This window comes from Mannheimia haemolytica, from assembly GCA_900638155.1.
GTDB lineage: Bacteria > Pseudomonadota > Gammaproteobacteria > Enterobacterales > Pasteurellaceae > Mannheimia > Mannheimia glucosida.
Window position 1 is genome coordinate 412,747 of the sequence record LR134495.1, and the last position, 21,581, is coordinate 434,327.

The 21,581-nt window shown below is 44.4% G+C and carries 15 protein-coding genes, 3 tRNA genes and 4 rRNA genes; 10 read left to right on the top strand and 12 right to left on the bottom strand.

The window, feature by feature from the left end; genetic code table 11:
- Positions 1-23: 23 nt before the first annotated feature.
- The 7 genes from fumC to prmA all read left to right on the top strand — a co-directional run bounded on the left by fumC (position 24) and on the right by prmA (position 6,364).
- A complete protein-coding gene (fumC, locus tag EL242_RS02220; protein ID WP_126301326.1) occupies positions 24-1,418 on the top strand; it encodes a class II fumarate hydratase in 1,395 nt (464 codons plus the stop codon).
- 125 nt (positions 1,419-1,543) lie between these two features.
- The gene (gene lptM, locus EL242_RS02225; protein ID WP_006248213.1) at positions 1,544-1,654 is read left to right on the top strand and encodes an LPS translocon maturation chaperone LptM; all 111 of its coding nucleotides are present in this window, start codon (positions 1,544-1,546) and stop codon (positions 1,652-1,654) included.
- Between the two features lie 104 nt (positions 1,655-1,758).
- Positions 1,759-3,009: a diaminopimelate decarboxylase gene (gene lysA / locus EL242_RS02230; RefSeq protein WP_126301327.1), complete on the top strand. Its 1,251-nt coding sequence runs from the start codon at positions 1,759-1,761 to the stop codon at positions 3,007-3,009.
- A gap of 13 nt (positions 3,010-3,022) precedes the next feature.
- Complete coding sequence (locus EL242_RS02235) at positions 3,023-3,652, top strand: glutathione S-transferase family protein (protein WP_006248215.1); 630 nt, start codon at positions 3,023-3,025, stop codon at positions 3,650-3,652.
- A 70-nt stretch (positions 3,653-3,722) separates the two neighbouring features.
- Positions 3,723-5,168: a metalloprotease TldD gene (gene tldD / locus EL242_RS02240; protein ID WP_126301328.1), complete on the top strand. Its 1,446-nt coding sequence runs from the start codon at positions 3,723-3,725 to the stop codon at positions 5,166-5,168.
- A complete protein-coding gene (locus EL242_RS02245; protein ID WP_126301329.1) occupies positions 5,168-5,392 on the top strand; it encodes a hypothetical protein in 225 nt (74 codons plus the stop codon). Before tldD ends, EL242_RS02245 begins: the two co-directional genes overlap by 1 nt.
- A gap of 90 nt (positions 5,393-5,482) precedes the next feature.
- Positions 5,483-6,364: a 50S ribosomal protein L11 methyltransferase gene (gene prmA, locus EL242_RS02250; RefSeq protein WP_126301330.1), complete on the top strand. Its 882-nt coding sequence runs from the start codon at positions 5,483-5,485 to the stop codon at positions 6,362-6,364.
- Between the two features lie 175 nt (positions 6,365-6,539).
- Here prmA and EL242_RS02255 read toward each other — a convergent pair.
- The 11 genes from EL242_RS02255 to frdA all read right to left on the bottom strand — a co-directional run bounded on the left by EL242_RS02255 (position 6,540) and on the right by frdA (position 15,857).
- Positions 6,540-6,615: transfer RNA gene (locus EL242_RS02255), tRNA-Trp, on the bottom strand.
- Between the two features lie 64 nt (positions 6,616-6,679).
- Positions 6,680-6,756: transfer RNA gene (locus EL242_RS02260), tRNA-Asp, on the bottom strand.
- Between the two features lie 10 nt (positions 6,757-6,766).
- Positions 6,767-6,882 (bottom strand): 5S ribosomal RNA (gene rrf, locus EL242_RS02265).
- A 75-nt stretch (positions 6,883-6,957) separates the two neighbouring features.
- A 5S ribosomal RNA gene (rrf, locus tag EL242_RS02270) occupies positions 6,958-7,073 on the bottom strand.
- An 89-nt stretch (positions 7,074-7,162) separates the two neighbouring features.
- Positions 7,163-10,061: ribosomal RNA gene (locus EL242_RS02275) — 23S ribosomal RNA — on the bottom strand.
- A gap of 244 nt (positions 10,062-10,305) precedes the next feature.
- Positions 10,306-10,381: transfer RNA gene (locus tag EL242_RS02280), tRNA-Glu, on the bottom strand.
- A gap of 167 nt (positions 10,382-10,548) precedes the next feature.
- A 16S ribosomal RNA gene (locus EL242_RS02285) occupies positions 10,549-12,088 on the bottom strand.
- The 16S, 23S and 5S rRNA genes sit together here with 3 tRNA genes alongside, the layout of an rRNA operon.
- 456 nt (positions 12,089-12,544) lie before the next feature.
- Positions 12,545-12,892: a fumarate reductase subunit FrdD gene (gene frdD / locus EL242_RS02290; RefSeq protein ID WP_021280522.1), complete on the bottom strand. Its 348-nt coding sequence runs from the start codon at positions 12,890-12,892 to the stop codon at positions 12,545-12,547.
- A gap of 13 nt (positions 12,893-12,905) precedes the next feature.
- Positions 12,906-13,298, bottom strand: coding sequence for a fumarate reductase subunit FrdC (gene frdC / locus EL242_RS02295; protein ID WP_032844922.1), 393 nt, complete (start codon positions 13,296-13,298; stop codon positions 12,906-12,908).
- Positions 13,299-13,307: 9 nt separating this feature from the next.
- Entirely contained in the window at positions 13,308-14,039 is a 732-nt protein-coding gene (locus tag EL242_RS02300; RefSeq protein WP_006251158.1) for a succinate dehydrogenase/fumarate reductase iron-sulfur subunit, read from the bottom strand.
- 15 nt (positions 14,040-14,054) lie between these two features.
- Entirely contained in the window at positions 14,055-15,857 is a 1,803-nt protein-coding gene (frdA, locus tag EL242_RS02305; RefSeq protein ID WP_126301331.1) for a fumarate reductase (quinol) flavoprotein subunit, read from the bottom strand.
- Between the two features lie 332 nt (positions 15,858-16,189).
- On the opposite strand from frdA, the gene epmA reads away from it, so the two are divergent.
- On the top strand, positions 16,190-17,173 hold the full coding sequence (gene epmA / locus EL242_RS02310) for an elongation factor P--(R)-beta-lysine ligase (protein WP_126301332.1): 984 nt from the start codon (positions 16,190-16,192) through the stop codon (positions 17,171-17,173).
- 81 nt (positions 17,174-17,254) lie between these two features.
- On the top strand, positions 17,255-18,145 hold the full coding sequence (rarD, locus tag EL242_RS02315; protein ID WP_126301333.1) for an EamA family transporter RarD: 891 nt from the start codon (positions 17,255-17,257) through the stop codon (positions 18,143-18,145).
- A gap of 10 nt (positions 18,146-18,155) precedes the next feature.
- On the opposite strand, the gene EL242_RS02320 is transcribed toward rarD, so the two are convergent.
- Positions 18,156-19,331 carry an MFS transporter gene (locus EL242_RS02320; RefSeq protein WP_126301334.1) on the bottom strand — a complete coding sequence of 392 codons (1,176 nt, stop codon included), beginning with the start codon at positions 19,329-19,331 and terminating at the stop codon, positions 18,156-18,158.
- A 193-nt stretch (positions 19,332-19,524) separates the two neighbouring features.
- Here EL242_RS02320 and EL242_RS02325 point away from each other — a divergent pair, with 193 nt between their 5' ends.
- Positions 19,525-21,534, top strand: a complete 2,010-nt coding sequence (locus tag EL242_RS02325; protein WP_126301335.1) for a BCCT family transporter — start codon at positions 19,525-19,527, stop codon at positions 21,532-21,534.
- Positions 21,535-21,581: the final 47 nt, after the last annotated feature.

The window sequence follows — 21,581 nt, forward strand, 5'->3', positions numbered from 1 at the left end:
CCAACAATTTAGGAGAGCGAATCATGGAATTCCGTATCGAAAAAGACACCATGGGCGAAGTGCAAGTCCCTGCCGATAAATACTGGGCGGCGCAAACCGAGCGTTCACGCAATAACTTCAAAATCGGGCCGGAGGCATCAATGCCGGCGGAAATTATCGAGGCGTTTGGCTATCTGAAAAAAGCGGCTGCCTATGCCAATCACGATTTAGGCGTACTAGCGGTCGAAAAACGGGATTTAATTGCAAAAGCCTGCGATGAGATTTTGGCGAATAAGCTGGGCGATCAGTTCCCTCTGGTGATTTGGCAAACCGGCTCGGGTACGCAATCAAATATGAACGTGAATGAAGTAGTAGCAAACCGTGCCCACGTTTTAAACGGCGGTAAATTGGGCGAAAAATCGATTATTCACCCGAATGATGATGTGAATAAATCCCAATCTTCCAACGACACCTACCCGACTGCAATGCACATCGCTGCTTACAAAAAAGTGGTGGAACACACCCTGCCTTGCGTCAAACGTCTGCAAAAAACCTTAGCGGAAAAAGCCGAAGCCTTTAAAGATGTGGTCAAAATCGGGCGTACTCACTTAATGGACGCCACCCCGCTCACCCTCGGTCAAGAGTTCTCTGCCTATGCGGCACAGTTGGCTTTCGGCATCAAAGCATTAGAAAACACCCTGCCACACCTGCGTGAGCTGGCTCTCGGCGGCACGGCAGTCGGCACCGGCTTGAATACCCCGAAAGGTTACGATGTGAAAGTGGCGGAATACATTGCGAAATTTACCGGCTTACCGTTCGTTACCGCCCAAAACAAGTTTGAGGCACTTGCGACTCACGATGCGATTGTCGAAACCCACGGGGCATTAAAACAGCTTGCGGTGTCGCTCTATAAAATTGCTAACGATGTGCGTTTATTAGCCTCCGGCCCGCGTTCAGGCATTGGCGAAATCTTAATTCCGGAAAACGAGCCGGGTTCATCAATTATGCCGGGCAAAGTAAATCCAACCCAATGCGAAGCAATGACAATGGTCTGCGCCCAAGTATTAGGCAACGATGTCACTATCTCCTTTGCCGGTACGCAAGGGCATTTCCAACTGAATGTCTATAAACCGGTGATGGCGTACAACTTCCTACAATCGGCTCAACTGCTAGGCGATGCGTGCGTGTCGTTTGACGAACACTGTGCAGTCGGCATTGAACCGAACTACCCTCGCATTAAACAACAGCTCGACCAATCGCTAATGTTAGTGACTGCATTAAATACTCACATTGGTTATGAAAATGCAGCGAAAATCGCCAAAACTGCCCACAAAAACGGCACAACACTGAAAGAAGAGGCGATTAACTTAGGCTTAGTCATGGCAGAACAGTTTGATGAATGGGTTCGTCCGGAAGATATGGTAGGCAGTTTGAAATAAGCCAATTTTTCGCTTGTAGCCTAATTTACACCTCAATCTACCAGTAAGATTGAGGTGTAATTTTTTATAGCGAGGGTACTAATTTTGTTTTAGAATGAAGCATCATTTTTTAAGCGGGAAAACCTATGAAAAAACTCATTTTAATCGCATTAGTAACTACTTTAGGCTTAAGTGCTTGCGGGGTCAAAGGCCCACTCTACTTCCCTGAGCAAGCCCCTAAACACGAACAAAAATAAGCATTGCAAGCGGTCTATTTTTGCTAAAATTTTGCAAATTTTTGTGAAAAAATGACCGCTTGTTGCCTCTTCTCTTTCAAAATCCCAAACACAACGGACTTTCAATGAACCATTTTGAATATAAAAACAATCAACTTTTTGCTGAAGAAGTCGCTATTGCCGATATTATCGAGCAATACGGCACGCCGGCTTATGTTTACTCCAGAGCCACCCTTGAACGCCACTGGCACGCATTCAATAATGCGTTTGGCTCACACCCACACCTCGTTTGCTTTGCAGTCAAATCTAACTCTAACATTGCTCTATTAAATGTAATGGCTCGTCTCGGCTCAGGCTTTGATATTGTCTCTCAAGGCGAATTGGAGCGAGTTCTAGCAGCTGGTGGCGAAGCCTCTAAAGTTGTCTTTTCCGGTGTGGCAAAATCGCACAGCGAGATCAAACGAGCGTTGGAAGTCGGGATTCGTTGCTTCAACATTGAATCGGTTTCCGAACTTCACCGCATTAACCAAGTTGCCGGTGAGGTAGGCAAAATCGCACCGATTTCACTGCGGGTAAACCCGGATGTGGACGCCCACACTCACCCCTACATTTCCACCGGTTTAAAAGAAAACAAATTCGGCGTGAGCGTTACTCAAGCCCGTGAAGTGTATCGCTTAGCCAAAACCTTACCGAATGTGAAAATCACCGGTATGGATTGCCACATCGGCTCGCAATTAACCGAATTACAACCGTTTTTAGATGCAACCGATCGCTTAATCGTCTTAATGGAACAACTGCGTGAAGACGGCATTGAGCTACACCACTTAGACTTAGGCGGCGGTTTAGGCGTGCCTTACAATGGCGAAGAACCTCCGCATCCGACCGAATATGCCAAAGCCTTGCTGGAAAAACTCAAAGGATATGAAAACTTAGAAATCATCATTGAGCCGGGGCGTGCCATTACCGCAAATGCCGGTATTTTGGTGACGAAAGTGGAATATTTGAAACAAAATGAAGATCGCAATTTTGCGATTGTTGATACCGGTATGAACGATATGATTCGACCGGCTCTGTATGAAGCCTATATGCAAATTACCGAAGTGGATAAAACCTTAAACCGTGACAAAGCTGTTTACGATGTGGTCGGCCCGATTTGCGAAACCTCGGATTTCTTAGGCAAACAAAGAGAACTGGCGATTGCCGAAGGGGATTTAATCGCTATTCGTTCTGCCGGAGCTTATGGTGCGGCAATGTCTTCAACCTACAACTCTCGCCCACAAGCGGCAGAAATTATGGTTGATGGCAACCAAGCCCATTTAATTAAAGCCAGGGCCACTTTTGCTGATTTATGGCGTTTAGAAAAATTATTACCTTAATGAGGAAGAAAAGATGAAATTATATGGATTAACCGGTGCTTGTTCATTTGTGCCACACGTTGCCCTAGAGTGGGTGAAATTGCGTGCCAATCAAGATTATGCGTTTCAAGCTGTCAGCCGTGAATTTATTAAATCGGCGGAATATCTGGCTTTAAACCCTCGTGGCAACGTACCATTGTTGGTTGATGGCGACTTGGCCCTCACGCAAAACCAAGCTATTGTCCACTATTTAGACGAGCTTTATCCGGAAGCTAAATTATTCGGCAGCAAAACTGCTCGTGATAAAGCCAAAGCGGCTCGTTGGTTAGCTTTTTTCAATTCAGATGTGCATAAATCATTCGTGCCACTGTTCCGCTTGCCAAGTTATGCGGAAGGCAATGAAACGCTCACCAAAACTATTCGCCAACAATCGGCTGAGCAAATTTTAGAACAACTGGCTTTTGCGAATGCTCATTTAGAAAATCATATTTTCTTTGGTGAAGAAATTTCGGTTGCCGATGCGTATCTCTACATTATGCTCAACTGGTGTCGCCTGCTAGGGTTGGATTTCTCTCACCTTTCCCAACTTTCCGCCTTTATGCAACGAGTGGAGGCAGACCAAGGTGTGGATAATGTGCGTGAACAAGAAGGCTTAAAAGGTTAATTCACCATTGTTCACTTAAGACGGTAGATTTTATGTTAAAATTTACCGTCTTTTATTTTTAGGAATCACCATGCTAAATCAGGTTTCAAACAGCTTGCTTGCTCCAAGCGGGCTTGAATTATCACACTTAACTCAAGTGTTAGATCACTTCTCCGGCCGTCATATTGATTATGCCGATCTCTACTTCCAACTCAGCCAAGATGAAAGCTGGAGCTTGGAAGATAGCATCATCAAAGAAGGCGGTTTTTATATCGAGCGAGGGTTCGGTGTGCGTGCCATATCAGGCGAAAAAACCGGCTTTGCCTACGCCGATCAAATCACATTAAAACAGCTTGAGCAATGTGCCGCTGCCGCTCGTTCAATCAGCCCAACAAGCGGTCAATTATCGGTAAAAAATTTCAAAAAAACGACCGCTTGTTCTCGCTATCCGGCAATCAACCCGCTAGAGACGATCAGCCGTGAACAAAAGGTCGAATTGCTCCATTTGGTGGATAAAACCGCTCGAATGGCAGATCCGAGAGTGATTCAAGTAAATGCGAATCTCTCAGCGGTATATGAAGAAATGTTAGTAGCAGCGACTGACGGCACACTGGCTGCGGATATTCGCCCGTTAGTGCGTTTATCTGTGTCGGTACTGGTGGAACAAAATGGCAAGCGTGAACGAGGTTCAGCAGGTGCCGGGGGGCGCTTTGATTTAGACTGGTTCTTAGCAGCAAGCGAAACCGGCTTTAGTCGTGCGGAATCGCTTGCCAAAGAGGCTGTTCGCCAAGCCCTCGTGAATCTCACAGCCATTCCTGCACCGGCAGGCACAATGCCGATTGTTCTCGGTGCCGGCTGGCCGGGCATTTTGCTCCACGAAGCAGTTGGGCACGGCTTGGAGGGGGATTTTAACCGTAAGGAATCTTCACTCTTTAGCGGTAAAATCGGGCAAATGGTCACCTCTGAGCTTTGCACCATTGTAGATGACGGCACGGTGCCGAATATGCGGGGCTCAATCACAGTAGATGACGAGGGCGTGCCTTCACAACGTAATGTGTTAATTGAAAACGGCATTCTAAAAGGCTATATGCAAGACAAACTCAATGCCCGCCTAATGGGGGTTGCCCCAACAGGCAACGGCAGACGCGAATCTTACGCTCATTTGCCAATGCCACGAATGACCAACACCTACCTCACCGAAGGCAATCACGAATTTGAAGAGATGATTGAATCGGTCGAATACGGTTTATATGCTCCACACTTCAGCGGCGGGCAAGTGGATATTACCTCCGGCAAATTTGTGTTCTCCACCGCCGAAGCCTACTTAATCGAAAAAGGCAAAATCACCAAACCTGTCACAGGAGCAACCCTGATCGGCAGTGGTATTGAAGCAATGCAACAAGTTTCAATGGTCGGTAAAAAAATGGAACTCGACCCCGGCATCGGCACTTGCGGCAAAGAAGGGCAATCCGTACCGGTCGGCGTAGGACAACCTACGGTGAAGCTGGATAAAATCACGGTGGGGGGAAGAGGGTAATGGAAAAACCAATGGTTTCATATTGGAAAGAAGATACAATAGAAATTTATATTGATGAAGATGGAGATGGAGATGGAGAGCAAGTTATTATTTTAGGCACATATGATCACAAAAACTCAGGAAATCCTCAATTAGCTATTGGCATCATTGGAGAAATTATCCAAACTCTCGAGGGTATCTCTCCCCTTGTGTTCTTTCTACAAAAAATGCAACAGCATTATTAAATGGTTTGCTACTTGGGGAGCAAGATAAAAAGAAAATAGATATCCTACAAAAGGCCCTCTTACGAATTAATAAACAATAGGAAAATCAAAATGGCTTGGGTACAAATTCGTTTAAACAGTACAGATAAACAGGCTGAGGAAATCAGCGATTTTTTAACCGAGATTGGAGCGGTGTCGGTGACTTTTATGGATAGTCAAGATACTCCAATTTTTGAACCTCTTCCGGGGGAAACCCGTCTTTGGGGAAATACCGATGTAGTTGGGCTTTTTGATGCGGAAACTGATATGAATCTCATCGTAGAAGCACTAAAAACCAGCAAATTAGTGGACGAAAACTTTGCTCACAAAATCGAGCAAATCGAAGACAAAGACTGGGAACGGGAGTGGATGGATAATTTCCACCCAATGCAGTTTGGCAAGCGTTTATGGATCTGCCCAAGCTGGCGTGAAGTGCCTGACCCGAATGCAGTTAATGTGATGCTCGACCCCGGGCTTGCATTTGGTACCGGCACACACCCAACAACCTCGCTCTGCTTACAATGGTTAGATAGCTTAGATTTAGAAGGCAAAACGGTTATCGACTTCGGCTGTGGTTCAGGTATTTTAGCTATCGCTGCACTTAAACTCGGTGCAAAACAAGCCATCGGGATTGATATCGACCCACAGGCGATTTTAGCTAGTCAAAACAACGCCGAGGCGAACGGCGTAGCAGAGAAACTACAACTTTTCTTAGCCAAAGATCAGCCAAAAGAGTTACAAGCCGATGTTGTTGTTGCGAATATTCTAGCCGGCCCACTCAAAGAGTTAGCACCAAATATTATCACACTGGTTAAACCAAACGGAGATTTAGGCTTATCTGGTATTCTTACTACTCAGGCTGAAAGTGTGTGTGAGGCTTACACCGAAGCCTTTACGCTAGACCCTGTTGTAGAAAAAGAAGAATGGTGTCGTATTACAGGTCAAAAAATCTAATAAAAGCCCTGTTTAAAACAGGGCTTACGTTTTTTTAAATACTACGACTTACTACTCCCCTATCTTAGCAACTATCTCCCGGACACTAACTAACACAAGCGGGAGAAATAACAGAAAAATTTACAAATTATATAAATGAAAAAACCGACTGAAATTTCAGTCGGTTTCTAATATCTGGCAGGGGCGGAGAGGCTCGAACTCCCAACACCCGGTTTTGGAGACCGGTGCTCTACCAATTGAACTACGCCCCTATTGATAGCTATTTATTTTGTACTTATAGGGGCAAATAATTATTTGCCCCTATGTTTAAATTATTGGCGGAACGGACGGGACTCGAACCCGCGACCCCCTGCGTGACAGGCAGGTATTCTAACCAGCTGAACTACCGCTCCTAAATTAATAGATTGATAATGCCCTACTCTCACATGGCGAATCACCACACTACCATCGGCGTTACTGCGTTTTACTTCTGAGTTCGGGATGGAGTCAGGTAGAGCCACAGCACTCTGGTTATCAATCAAATTCGTTCTATTTAGTCAGTTTACTAATTGTTGTTTGTTTACTTATTAATAAACTCACTAAATAAATTAAAACCCCGACGATGCTCTACTCTCACATGGCGAATCACCACACTACCATCGACGTCACTGCGTTTTACTTCTGAGTTCGGTATGGGGTCAGGTAGGACCACAGCACTCTTGTCGTCGGGAAAATTCCTTTCTATCTTATGATTTCTTTATCTTTTCTTTATTCGTTCTTCTCAATACAAAAACAAGCCTAAAAACATTTGAGCGTTGTATAGTTAAGCCTCTCGGGCAATTAGTACTGGTTAGCTCAATGTCTCACAACACTTACACACCCAGCCTATCTACGTCGTAGTCTCCAACAACCCTTACACACTTATAGTGTGGGAGAACTCATCTCTTGGCAAGTTTCGTGCTTAGATGCTTTCAGCACTTATCTCTTCCGCACTTAGCTACCCGGCAATGCGTCTGGCGACACAACCGGAACACCAGTGGTGCGTCCACTCCGGTCCTCTCGTACTAGGAGCAGCCCCAACCAATTCTCCAACGCCCACGGCAGATAGGGACCGAACTGTCTCACGACGTTCTAAACCCAGCTCGCGTACCACTTTAAATGGCGAACAGCCATACCCTTGGGACCTACTTCAGCCCCAGGATGTGATGAGCCGACATCGAGGTGCCAAACACCGCCGTCGATATGAACTCTTGGGCGGTATCAGCCTGTTATCCCCGGAGTACCTTTTATCCGTTGAGCGATGGCCCTTCCATTCAGAACCACCGGATCACTATGACCTGCTTTCGCACCTGCTCGACTTGTCTGTCTCGCAGTTAAGCTTGCTTATACCATTGCACTAACCTCACGATGTCCGACCGTGATTAGCAAACCTTCGTGCTCCTCCGTTACTCTTTGGGAGGAGACCGCCCCAGTCAAACTACCCACCAGACACTGTCCGAGACCGCGTTCCGCAATCTTCGTTAGAACATCAAACGTTAAAGGGTGGTATTTCAAGGACGCCTCCACAATCACTGGCGTGACTGCTTCTAAGGCTCCCACCTATCCTACACATCAAAATTCAATGTTCAGTGTCAAGCTATAGTAAAGGTTCACGGGGTCTTTCCGTCTAGCCGCGGGTACACCGCATCTTCACGGCGATTTCAATTTCACTGAGTCTCGGGTGGAGACAGCCTGGCCATCATTATGCCATTCGTGCAGGTCGGAACTTACCCGACAAGGAATTTCGCTACCTTAGGACCGTTATAGTTACGGCCGCCGTTTACTGGGGCTTCGATCAGGAGCTTCTCTTTCGATAACACCATCAATTAACCTTCCAGCACCGGGCAGGCATCACACCCTATACGTCCACTTTCGTGTTTGCAGAGTGCTGTGTTTTTAATAAACAGTTGCAGCCAGCTGGTATCTTCGACCGGTTCAACCTTCGTGTGCAAGACACTACAATCTACGCCGGCGCACCTTCTCCCGAAGTTACGGTGCTATTTTGCCTAGTTCCTTCACCCGAGTTCTCTCAAGCGCCTGAGTATTCTCTACCTGACCACCTGTGTCGGTTTATAGTACGGTTTATAATAACCTGAAGCTTAGTGGCTTTTCCTGGAAGCGTGGTATCAGTTACTTCATCTCCGTAGAGACTCGTCATCACTTCTCGGTGTTAATAAGCGTCCGGATTTGCCTAAACGCTCCACCTACCGGCTTAAACAGACATCCAACAGTCTGCTAACCTAACCTTCTCCGTCCCCACATCGCAGTTATTACAAGTACGGGAATATTAACCCGTTTCCCATCGACTACGCTTTTCAGCCTCGCCTTAGGGGCCGACTCACCCTGCCCCGATTAACGTTGGACAGGAACCCTTGGTCTTCCGGCGAACGAGTTTTTCACTCGTTTTATCGTTACTTATGTCAGCATTCGCACTTGTGATATCTCCAGCAGACTTCTCAATCCACCTTCATCGACTTACACAACGCTCCCCTACCCAACAGACTTTCATCTGATGCCGCAGCTTCGGTGCTATATTTGAGCCCCGTTACATCTTCCGCGCAGGCCGACTCGACTAGTGAGCTATTACGCTTTCTTTAAATGATGGCTGCTTCTAAGCCAACATCCTAGCTGTCTAAGCCTTCCCACTTCGTTTCCCACTTAATATAGACTTTGGGACCTTAGCTGGCGGTCTGGGTTGTTTCCCTCTCCACGATGGACGTTAGCACCCACCGTGTGTCTCCTGAGTATCACTCTTCGGTATTCGCAGTTTGCATCGGGTTGGTAATCCGGGATGGACCCCTAGCCGAAACAGTGCTCTACCCCCGAAGGTGTCCGCTCAAGGCTCTACCTAAATAGATTTCGGGGAGAACCAGCTATCTCCCGGTTTGATTGGCCTTTCACCCCCAGCCACAAGTCATCCGCTAATTTTTCAACATTAGTCGGTTCGGTCCTCCAGTTAGTGTTACCCAACCTTCAACCTGCCCATGGCTAGATCACCGGGTTTCGGGTCTATACCTTGCAACTAGACGCCCAGTTAAGACTCGGTTTCCCTTCGGCTCCCTTATTCAGTTAACCTTGCTACAAAATATAAGTCGCTGACCCATTATACAAAAGGTACGCAGTCACAGAATAAATCTGCTCCCACTGCTTGTACGCACAAGGTTTCAGGTTCTATTTCACTCCCCTCGCCGGGGTTCTTTTCGCCTTTCCTTCACAGTACTGGTTCACTATCGGTCAATCAGGAGTATTTAGCCTTGGAGGATGGTCCCCCCATCTTCAAACAGGATATCACGTGTCCCGCCCTACTTGTTGTTAGCCTAGTACCACAATGGAGTTTTAAGGTACGGGATTATCACCCTCTACGATTGTCCTTCCCAGAACATTCCCCTAACTTCACTGCTATCACTAACTGGCTCTTTCGCGTTCGCTCGCCGCTACTAACGAAATCTCGGTTGATTTCTTTTCCTCGGGGTACTTAGATGTTTCAGTTCTCCCGGTTTGCCTCACACAGCTATGTATTCACTGGGTGATAGTAGGTTCTTCACCTACTGGGTTTCCCCATTCGGACATCTTGGATTAAACGCCTCTTATCGACTCATCCAAGCTTTTCGCAGATTAGCACGTCCTTCATCGCCTCTGATTGCCAAGGCATCCACCTTGTGCGCTTAGTCACTTAACTATACAACCTCAAATGTTTTCTAAAACTTCTTAGAAATAAAAAGTAAAAAACAATGAAGTCAGTTTTACAACTAAACACTTGACTGCTTTTGTTCAGTCAAGATTTTTTTACTACTCAGACTTTCAATTTATTCGTTATCACTTATGTATAATTACTTATGCGTAACGAACTTGAAATATCTCTCAGTTTTTCAGCTTGTTTCTATATTGTTAAAGAACAGAAGACAATAAAAATCATCTTTAAATGGCGTCCCCACGGGGATTCGAACCCCGGTTACCGCCGTGAAAGGGCGATGTCCTAGGCCTCTAGACGATGGGGACAACATTTAAAGATGCTTTCCACTTTGCCATTTGAGAGTAAAATATTCTAGCCAATTTTGTAAAAATCTTCAAGATTTTCACCGCTTGAATGGCTATCTTTCACTCATCTTCTCTCATTCATCTATCAAACAATCTGTGTGAACACTTGCTGTCGTTCTCGATTTTGGTAAGGAGGTGATCCAACCGCAGGTTCCCCTACGGTTACCTTGTTACGACTTCACCCCAGTCATGAATCATACCGTGGTAAACGCCCCCCTTTCGGTTAAGCTATCTACTTCTGGTACAACCCACTCCCATGGTGTGACGGGCGGTGTGTACAAGGCCCGGGAACGTATTCACCGCAACATTCTGATTTGCGATTACTAGCGATTCCGACTTCATGGAGTCGAGTTGCAGACTCCAATCCGGACTTAGACGTACTTTCTGAGATTCGCTCCCCATCGCTGGCTCGCCGCCCTCTGTATACGCCATTGTAGCACGTGTGTAGCCCTACTCGTAAGGGCCATGATGACTTGACGTCATCCCCACCTTCCTCCGGTTTATCACCGGCAGTCTCCTTTGAGTTCCCGACCGAATCGCTGGCAACAAAGGATAAGGGTTGCGCTCGTTGCGGGACTTAACCCAACATTTCACAACACGAGCTGACGACAGCCATGCAGCACCTGTCTCAGAGCTCCCGAAGGCACCCTCGTATCTCTACAAGGTTCTCTGGATGTCAAGAGTAGGTAAGGTTCTTCGCGTTGCATCGAATTAAACCACATGCTCCACCGCTTGTGCGGGCCCCCGTCAATTCATTTGAGTTTTAACCTTGCGGCCGTACTCCCCAGGCGGTCGATTTATCACGTTAGCTACGGGCACCAAGCTTAAAGCCCAATCCCCAAATCGACAGCGTTTACGGCGTGGACTACCAGGGTATCTAATCCTGTTTGCTCCCCACGCTTTCGCACATGAGCGTCAGTACATTCCCAAGGGGCTGCCTTCGCCTTCGGTATTCCTCCACATCTCTACGCATTTCACCGCTACACGTGGAATTCTACCCCTCCCTAAAGTACTCTAGTTGTCCAGTCTGAAATGCAATTCCCAGGTTAAGCCCGGGGCTTTCACACCTCACTTAAACAACCGCCTGCGTGCCCTTTACGCCCAGTTATTCCGATTAACGCTCGCACCCCCCGTATTACCGCGGCTGCTGGCACGGAGTTAGCCGGTGCTTCTTCTGTGATTAACGTCAATCGACTGTTCTATTAAAACAGTCGCCTTCCTCGTCACCGAAAGAACTTTACAACCCGAAGGCCTTCTTCATTCACGCGGCATGGCTGCATCAGGGTTCCCCCCATTGTGCAATATTCCCCACTGCTGCCTCCCGTAGGAGTCTGGACCGTGTCTCAGTTCCAGTGTGGCTGGTCATCCTCTCAGACCAGCTAGAGATCGCGGGCTTGGTGAGCCTTTACCTCACCAACTACCTAATCCCACTTGGGCTCATCTTATGGCAGGTGGCCAAATGGTCCCACCCTTTAGTCCTAAGACATTACGCGGTATTAGCTACCGTTTCCAGTAGTTATCCCCCTCCATAAGCCAGATTCCCAAGCATTACTCACCCGTCCGCCACTCGTCAGCAAAGAAGCAAGCTTCTTCCTGCTACCGTTCGACTTGCATGTGTTAAGCCTGCCGCCAGCGTTCAATCTGAGCCATGATCAAACTCTTCAATTCAAAAAGTTTAATCGCTCAATACTGCTGACATAAAATCGCACTTTCAAATTTAAACCTAATTAAAATCAGGTTAAACGAAAGTAATGAATTTCTAGTTAGCACCTATTAAGACTTCAAAATTAAAAAAATATTTTCAATCAAGTCAATCAACAAGTGCCCACACAGATTGTCTGATAAATTGTTAAAGAACAAAAAGAAACGACGCACTGGAAATCAATTTTAAATCGTTCACAACAGTGCGTCGTTGTGTGCTGCGTATTATAGGGAAAAACAAAAACAACGCAAGCGGTTTTTGTAAAAAAATTGAAAAAAGATCTTTTTTGCAGATATTTAATACAAAACGATCGTTTTATCGGCAGAATTTCCAATATTTGCAAATTTCCTTATAAATTCGACCGCTTGTTAGTATATAAAAATGAAAAGACCATCTGCTTTATACCAGATGGTCCTCTCAAATTAGATCTGCACGACTGCAATGATTACTAGAATTGTGTATAAGATAGACAATCCGTAGAAAATCACATTACCTGCCGGCGTGTGAACTTTCAAGTCATGTAGTCCGTGATGGATACGGTGCATTCCTGCCCACATAGGGAAAATCGCTAATACCATTATGGCGAGCTTGCCGATCCAAGTGTGAGCAAAAGCAATAATGTTATCCGGTGACACTAATCCAAATGGAAGCAGTAAGCCGATAATAAAGATTACCACAGGGAAAAATAATGCACTTACCATTCCTCCGGCACTAAAAAGCAACCATACAGGCGGTTCATTCGAACGTTTTGGGTTTTGATCAAGACTCATTTTCTTCCCCTTCTTAAATATAAACCAAGATTAATGCAATTACGCTAATTACGCCTGTTGCTGCCCAAAGAATATTTCTTCCAACCGAGACTGGTAAGTGTTTACCTTTAACCATCACGGACATGACGGCAGGTGTCATCACAAAAAGTGTTGCCGCATGATATAACATTGCTGCCAATGAAATTATGTTTAGGATAACAACTAACGGATTTTGTAAGAAATCTACAAAATCGGTGGCGAATGTGCCTTTACTTAACGCAACTGCTCCATAAAAGAGCACAATACAGAACCAAACCGTTGGAAGACAGGTAGCTTCACGCACCATATACATTTTATAGAAGTCGAGTTTTTTCCACCAGCTGGCTTTCATTCCCCTTACATAAGGTCTACGTTTTGTTGCTGACATTTCTTCCTCCTATCTCGGTTTGATCATTGAGATAACATAATCTTTCGCACTTTCAAGTTTACCTTGGTTTACAGCCGAAGCAGGGCCGACGTGTTTCGGACAGACTTCCGAGCAGTAACCCACGAAAGTACAGCTCCAAACACCGTTTTTGCTGCTGAGTAGCTTCATACGCTCTTCACGACCATTATCACGGTTATCCAAGTTATAGCGGTGAGCCAATGTAATCGCAGCAGGTCCGATAAATTCAGGGTTTAAACCAAATTGTGGGCAAGCCGCGTAGCATAAACCACAGTTAATGCACATTGAGAATTGACGATATTTCTCTAATTGTGCCGGCGTTTGTTTAGTACGTTGCCCTTCCGGTGCTTTATTATCAATAATATAAGGTTTAATTGCCTCGATGCTATCAATAAAGTGGCTTAAATCCACTACTAAGTCACGCTCAATCGGGAAGTTCGCTAGCGGCTCAATTCGCATAAAACCGCTGTAATCACGCAGGAATGTTTTACAAGCTAACTTCGGCTTACCGTTTACCATCATTCCGCAAGAACCACAAATCGCCATACGGCAAGACCAGCGATATGAAAGCTCAGGCTCAAGCTCGTCTTTAATGAAACCCAATGCATCTAAAAGTGAAGTTTGGCTGTCATACGGCACTTCATATCTATCTAAATGTGGCTCGCTATCTGATTCAGGGTTGTAGCGTAGCACTTCGATGGTCATTTTATCTAAATTTGCCATTTTACTGCTCCTTCTCTATTGTTGTGCTTGAGCTTCTGCTGCTTTTTTGGCTTTTTCTTGGGCTTCAGCCTCTGCACCATACACACGTTTAGCCGGTTGTGATTTGGTGATTTTCACATCGCTGTATTTAATCGTCGGTGTACCGTCTGCATTATAGTAAGCTTGTGTGTGTTTTAAGTAGTTTACATCATCACGCTCAACATAGTCTAAACGCTGGTGAGCCCCACGAGATTCTTTACGCTCTACCGCAGAGCAAGCAATGGATTGAGCCACATCTAAAATAAAGCCTAATTCAATTTTGTAGAGTAAATCGGTGTTAAACACGCTGGATTTATCTTTTACGCTAATTTTTTTATAACGCTCTTTTAGCTCTTGGATTTTGTTTACAGTGGCTTCCATACTTTCTTGTGTACGGTAAATACCACAGCCTTCTTCCATCGCATCACCCATTTGGTTACGGATATCCGACCAAGATTCATTACCCTCTTGGTTCGCTAATGCGTGCAAGCGAGCCACCACATCTTTTGCTTGTGCATCAATTTGTGGCTGGTTGCGAGCAGTCACTTCTAACGCACGGCGAGCCGCATTTTCACCGGCAACTTTACCGAACACCACAAGCTCTGCTAATGAGTTAGAACCCAAACGGTTCGCACCGTGCAAGCCTGATGAAGCACATTCACCTACTGCGAATAAGCCTTTAATTGAGGTTTCCGCATTCATATCCACTTCAATACCACCCATCGTGTAGTGAACCACCGGGCGAACAGGAATCGGCGCTTTAGCAGGATCGACCCCTTCATAGGCTTTCGCTAATTCACAAATAAACGGTAAACGCTCAAGTAAATATTTTTCACCTAAATGGCGTAAATCTAAGTGAACCACATCAACACCTTTTGCTGTTTTTAAGGTGTTGCCTTTACGCCATTCTTGCCAGAATGCTTGTGAAACCTTATCACGAGGGCCTAATTCCATATATTTATTTTCCGGTTTGCCGATTGGTGTTTCCGGTCCTAAACCATAATCTTGTAGGTAACGATAGCCATCTTTATTAACTAAAATACCACCTTCACCACGACAACCTTCTGTCATCAAAATACCGGTATTTGGCAAACCGGTTGGGTGATATTGTACAAACTCCATATCACGCAAAGCCACGCCGTGACGATACGCCATTGATAAACCGTCACCGGTTACAATACCACCATTAGTGTTAAAGCGATAAGTACGGCAGCCACCACCAGTTGCAATCACAACCGCATTGGCATTAATTTGCACCAATGTGCCTTCCATCATATTCATTGCCACACAACCGCGAGCTTCGCCGTTGTCGGTGAGAATATCCAGCACAAAATGCTCATCAAAACGCACAATATTTGGGTATTTAATCGAAGTTTGGAACAAAGTATGCAAAATGTGGAAACCAGTTTTATCCGCCGCAAACCAAGTACGCTCGATTTTCATTCCCCCAAAACGGCGAACATTCACTTCACCGTCTTCACGACGACTCCAAGGGCAACCCCAGCGTTCTAATTGTGTCATTTCAATCGGCGAATGCTCTACAAAATACTCCACTATATCTTGCTCACATAACCAGTCACCACCACCGACGGTATCATTAAAGTGATTGTCAAAAGAGTCGGTATCTTTAATTACCGCTGCAGAACCACCTTCTGCTGCAACCGTATGGCTACGCATTGGGTAAACTTTTGAAATTAAAGCAATTTTTAGATTTGGATTTGCTTCAGCCGCCGCAATAGCAGCACGCAAGCCACCACCACCGGCACCTATAATCGCGACATCAAAATTAACACTTTGCATAATGCACTCCGAAAGTTAAATAACTTAATTCATTAAAAAGTAATCATATTGTGCCACTATTTGAGCAATGAGATAACCTATTTTTACAAATTTGTAACATAAAAAATGTAATTTTGTGATCTACCTCAAAAAAGGTAATAAAGCTTCATAAAGGTATTGAGAATGGCTCTTAATTGGACAGTGATAGAAAGAAAATTTCTAATGTTTAAAATGAGAAAATTTAATTTGTTGCAAAAAAGTTAAAACCCCCTCTTTATTTTTCTTGATCGGTAACTAGGGCAACTCATTTTTTTAGGCTAAAATAGCTACACATTTTCAAGCGGTCATTTTTTATGAATAATTTACAACTCGATAATATTGATTGGCATCCAACAGCCACTATTCCTCACCTGATCCAACGTTCAAAAATCATTACGGAAATCCGCAAATTTTTTACCGATCGTGGCATTTTAGAAGTAGAAACCCCGATTTTAAGCGAATTTTCGGTGACCGACGTTCACCTTTCGACTTTCAATACACAGTTTCAATCGCCTTTTTCCCCCGAGGCGAAAACACTCCATCTGATGACCAGCCCGGAATATCATATGAAGCGACTACTTGCGGCAGGCAGTGGACCGATTTTCCAACTGTGTAAAGTATTTCGCAACGAGGAAGCCGGTAAGCGACACAACCCTGAATTTACGATGCTGGAGTGGTATCGCCCGCATTTTGATATGTATCGCTTAATCAATGAAGTGGATGATTTACTGCAACAAATTTTGGACTGCGAGCCGGCAGAATCATTCAGCTATCAATTTGTGTTCCAAACCTATGTCGGATTAGATCCGCTTTCTGCCACCAAAGCACAACTTGTGGAAAAAGCCCGAAAACACGGCTTGCAATGTGACGATGATGAACAGCGTGACACCTTGTTACAATTTTTATTCAGCGAGGTTGTCGAAGCCAATATCGGGCAAGAAAGACCAACGGCAGTTTATCATTTCCCTTCCACCCAAGCGGCATTAGCCCAAATCAGCTCGGAAGATCACCGTGTTGCCGAACGTTTTGAGTTTTACTACAAAGGCCTGGAACTCTGTAACGGCTTCCACGAATTAGACGATGCCGATGAGCAAATTCATCGCTTCGAGCAAGATAATCTGCAACGTGAAAAAATGGGGCTGGAGCCACAGCAGCTAGATGTACGTTTTCTTGCTGCCCTCAAAGCCGGTTTTCCAAACTGTTCAGGTGTCGCCCTTGGGGTTGATAGGCTGTTAATGCTGGCAATGGATGCGGAAAAAATTGAAGAGGTTATTTCTTTCGGCATTGAAAAAGCCTAATTTTTTATGCCGTTTTGTGATTTGCAATTTGCAAAAAAATCGACAAATATGACCGCTTGTACACTCGTTTAGGAAAGCAAAATGAATATTTCAGGCAAATTACAGGGTTGGCACTATGCCCTACTGTGCTACTTAACTTGGGGAACCTTTCCGATTTATTGGTATCCGATCAACCAATCAGGAATGCCTGCCGAGCAAATTTTGGCTCAACGGGTGCTTTGGTCTGCCCTATTTGCTGTGTTTCTGCTGCTGATTTTCCAACAAGGCCGAGCGGTTATTAATGCCTTTAAACAGCCAAAAGTACTGGGGCTGTTCGTGCTTTCTTCTTTTATGATTGGCGTGAACTGGCTGGTTTACTTATGGGCAATCGTCAATGAGCATATTTTAGATGCCAGTCTAGGTTATTTTATCAACCCCATTTTTAACGTGTTTGTCGGTAGGCTTATTCTAAAAGAGCAGCTGAATAAAGCCCAATTATTGGCTCTGCTGTTTGCAATTAGCGGCATTTTATGGCTTGCCATTCCTGCCGGACAAATTCCGTGGGTCGCATTGATTCTAGCCGCCAGTTTCTGTATTTACGGGCTGATTCGTAAACTTGCCCCAATGGAACCTTTGTCTGGTTTGGCGTTAGAAACTTTGCTGATGTCGCCTTTTGCCATCGTCTATCTATGTTTTTGTTACCACCAAAACAGCTTAGTATTCAGTGAACTCAACCCTTTACAAATGACGGTACTACTCTGTTCCGGCATTGCCACCACCTTGCCACTCCTGTGGTTTGCAATGGGCGCAAGACGCATTTCAATGTCGCTACTCGGTATGCTGCAATATATTTCGCCTACTCTGCAATTTTTATGCGGTGTGCTGATTTTTAATGAGACACTCTCCATCGAACGTGCTATCGGCTACATTTTGGTTTGGATCGGTGTGGGGGTTTTCTTATTGGGTATGAAAAAAGCTGGTGTCAAACGCTAAAAATAAAACGTTAAATATTTCGTTTTGGTAGCCCTAATGCAGCAAAACCAAGCAGTGGCAAATAGGCACAGGCTTTAAAAATACTCTCCAAGCCATATTCATCCGCAAAAAAACCCAATACGGCGGCACTTAAGCCGCCAATACCAAACATTAAACCGAACATTGTGCCGGAAATCAGCCCTACTCTGCCTGGTACGGCTTCTTGAGCATAAACCACCATAGCGGAGAACGCTGATGACATAATAAAACCGGCAAAAATCGCACACACAATCGTCCAAAAGAGATCTGCGTGAGGCAACAACAAAGCAAAAGGTGCCATACCTAAGAAAGAGAACCAAATCACCGCATTTCGTCCAATCTTATCGCCAATCGGCCCGCCGACAAAAGTGCCTAAAGCAACTGCACCTAAAAAGGTAAATAGAGATAGCTGTGCCGTTGCCATATTGAGTTGAAATTTTTCCATTAAATAAAAGGTGAAATAGTTACTGAGGCTCGCAATATAAATAAATTTCGCTAACATCAATAAAGCGATAATTAATAATGCTCTGGCTAATAATTTACCGTGTAAGCGTTGTTGAATATGGTTTGGTGAAACAATGAGCGGTTTGGCTTCATATTTCACCCAACGGCTTACTTTATATAAAACCCATAATGCCAATAATACAAATGCAACAACCCAAATCACCGCACTTTGCCCTAACGGCACAATAAATAAAGCAACCAAGAGCGGACCTAACGCCGATCCACTGTTTCCGCCCACTTGGAAAAGCGACTGAGCTGTACCAAATTTACCGCCCGATGCCATTCGAGCCACCCGAGAGGCTTCAGGGTGAAAAATGGCAGAGCCTATCCCCATTAACGCAGCGGCTATCAGTAACACGCCAAAATTCGGCGAAAAGGCAAGTAAAATCACGGAAAGAAGCGTAATCAGCATACTGATGGGCAATAAATTCGGTTTTGGGTATTTATCGGTATAAAGCCCAATACCCGGCTGAATAATAGATGCGGTAATTTGATAAATGAGTGAAATCATACCAATTTGAGCAAAACTCAGTTGGTAATTTTCTTTTAGCATTGGATAGATCGAAACCATTACTGCTTGAACTAAATCATTCAACAAATGAGAAAGGGAAATCAGCAGTAAAATGGGCAAAACCATTTTTTGAGCGTTATGTTGTGTGTGCATTCTTTATTCGTTTTTTATAAATGAAAAATATTCTACTCGCAAATAATGAATGTGCAAGAGCGGTCAAATTTCCCGATTTTTTTACCAAACCCATTAGGTTGCAATATTATTACCAATACGTCTTAAATTTGTTATTTTTATATCTTTTTGCTATATTCAAGCCTCTAACCATTCAAAAATAGAGGAAATAGCATTGGATTTAATCAAAAAATTAAACACAGGAAGTACCTTTAGAGCACCGATTTTCCTACCGAGTTTACTCTTTGTCAGCTTTGTTGCCGTTTTCTGTATCATCTTTCCACAGCAAGCACAAACCTCACTTGATACCATCAAAAATAGTCTCTTCCAACATTTTAGCTGGTTCTATATTTTTGCAGGCTCAATCTTTTTCCTGTTTCTAATTTTTCTCTCTTTCAGCCGATTGGGTGATATTAAATTAGGGGCAGATACCGATGAGCCTGAATTTGGTTTTGGCTCTTGGATTGCGATGTTATTCGCCGCCGGAATGGGGATCGGGTTAATGTATTTTGGGGTAGCAGAACCTATTTTGCATTACCTTAAACCCGTCCAACAAAATTTAACTGAGCCGGAGCGTATGAAAGAAGCGATGATGACAACGTTCTATCATTGGGGTATTCACGCTTGGGCAATTTATGGTGTGATTGCCTTAGCTCTTGCTTATTTTGGCTTCAGATATAAGTTAGCACTAACTATTCGTTCCGGATTTTATCCCTTACTAAAACATCGTATTTCAGGCTTCTGGGGGCATTTAATTGATATTATTGCCCTTTGTAGCACAATTTTTGGTCTAACTACTACGCTTGGCTTTGGGGTGATGCAGGTCAGTGCCGGCTTTAACAATCTAGGTTTAATAGAACAAAGTAATTTTACTGTTCTTGCGGTTATCGTAACAGTAGCAATGGCTCTTGCCGTGTTATCTGCCGTTTCGGGCGTAGGCAAAGGGGTTAAAATCTTAAGTGAAATCAATCTCACATTAGCCGGATTGCTACTTATTTTTGTGATAATCACTGGCCCAACTCTATTACTTTTCTCAAGCTTCACCGAAAATTTAGGCTATTATTTTAGCTCGCTGCTTGAGATGAGTTTCCGTACCTTCGCTTATGAACCAGAACATCAAGGCTGGCTAAGCGGCTGGACGGTGCTTTATTGGGCATGGTGGGCGTCTTGGGCGCCATTTGTTGGACTGTTTATTGCCAAGATCTCGAAAGGCAGAACCATTCGTGAATTTATTTTAGGGGTGTTATTTGTTCCATCGCTGTTTAACATTTTATGGATGACCAGCTTCGGCAGCTCTGCCATTTGGTTCGATCAACAAACTGCCGGTGCTTTAGCTGAAGTCAGCGGCAATACCGAACAACTGTTATTTACCTTTTTTGAGCAATTACCGTTTGGCTCTATTGCCTCTTTCGTTGCTGTCATTGTTATCAGTATTTTCTTTATCACCTCTGCCGACTCAGGGATTTTTGTTCTCAACAGCATTGCTTCACAAGGCGAAGAAAATGCACCTAAATGGCAAAGTGTACTTTGGGGGGCATTATTAGCCATCTTAGCGCTATCGCTACTCTATTCGGGTGGCTTGGCTTCTCTGCAAACAATGACACTGATTATCGCCTTACCATTTACCTTCATTATGCTGATTCTCTGTATCGGCTTATGGAAAGGATTAATGGTAGATAACCAATACTTCAACAAAAAATTCTCGCAAGGTAGCCAACATTGGGCTGGTAAAGATTGGAAACAACGCTTGGAGAAAATCATCAACCCAAGCAATAAGCAAGATGTCCGTCACTTCTTTATTAAAGTTGCCAGACCGGCATTTTTAGAACTTATCGAGGAATTTGAAAGCTATGGCTTAATCGCTAAAATGAATTTCACCAACGAACAAAACCCGAAATTAGAGTTTGAAGTGGTGAAAGAAAATTTACGCAATTTCATTTACGGCATTGAAAGTGTGCCACGGGAATTATCGGATTTGGTGGTAGGTGACGACAACCTACCGAACATTGAGCAAAATACCATTTACGAGCCGATTACTTATTTTTTAGACGGGCGGAAAGGTTATGATGTGCAATATATGACCAAAGAAGAGTTGATTGCCGACGTGCTGCAACAGTATGAACGCTTTATCAATTTAGCGATGGACAACTCGCACGACTTAATGACTGCTGATTTCAATCACTAACCCCACAAGCGGTGAGATTTTCGGAAAAATTTGCAAATTTCCAACAA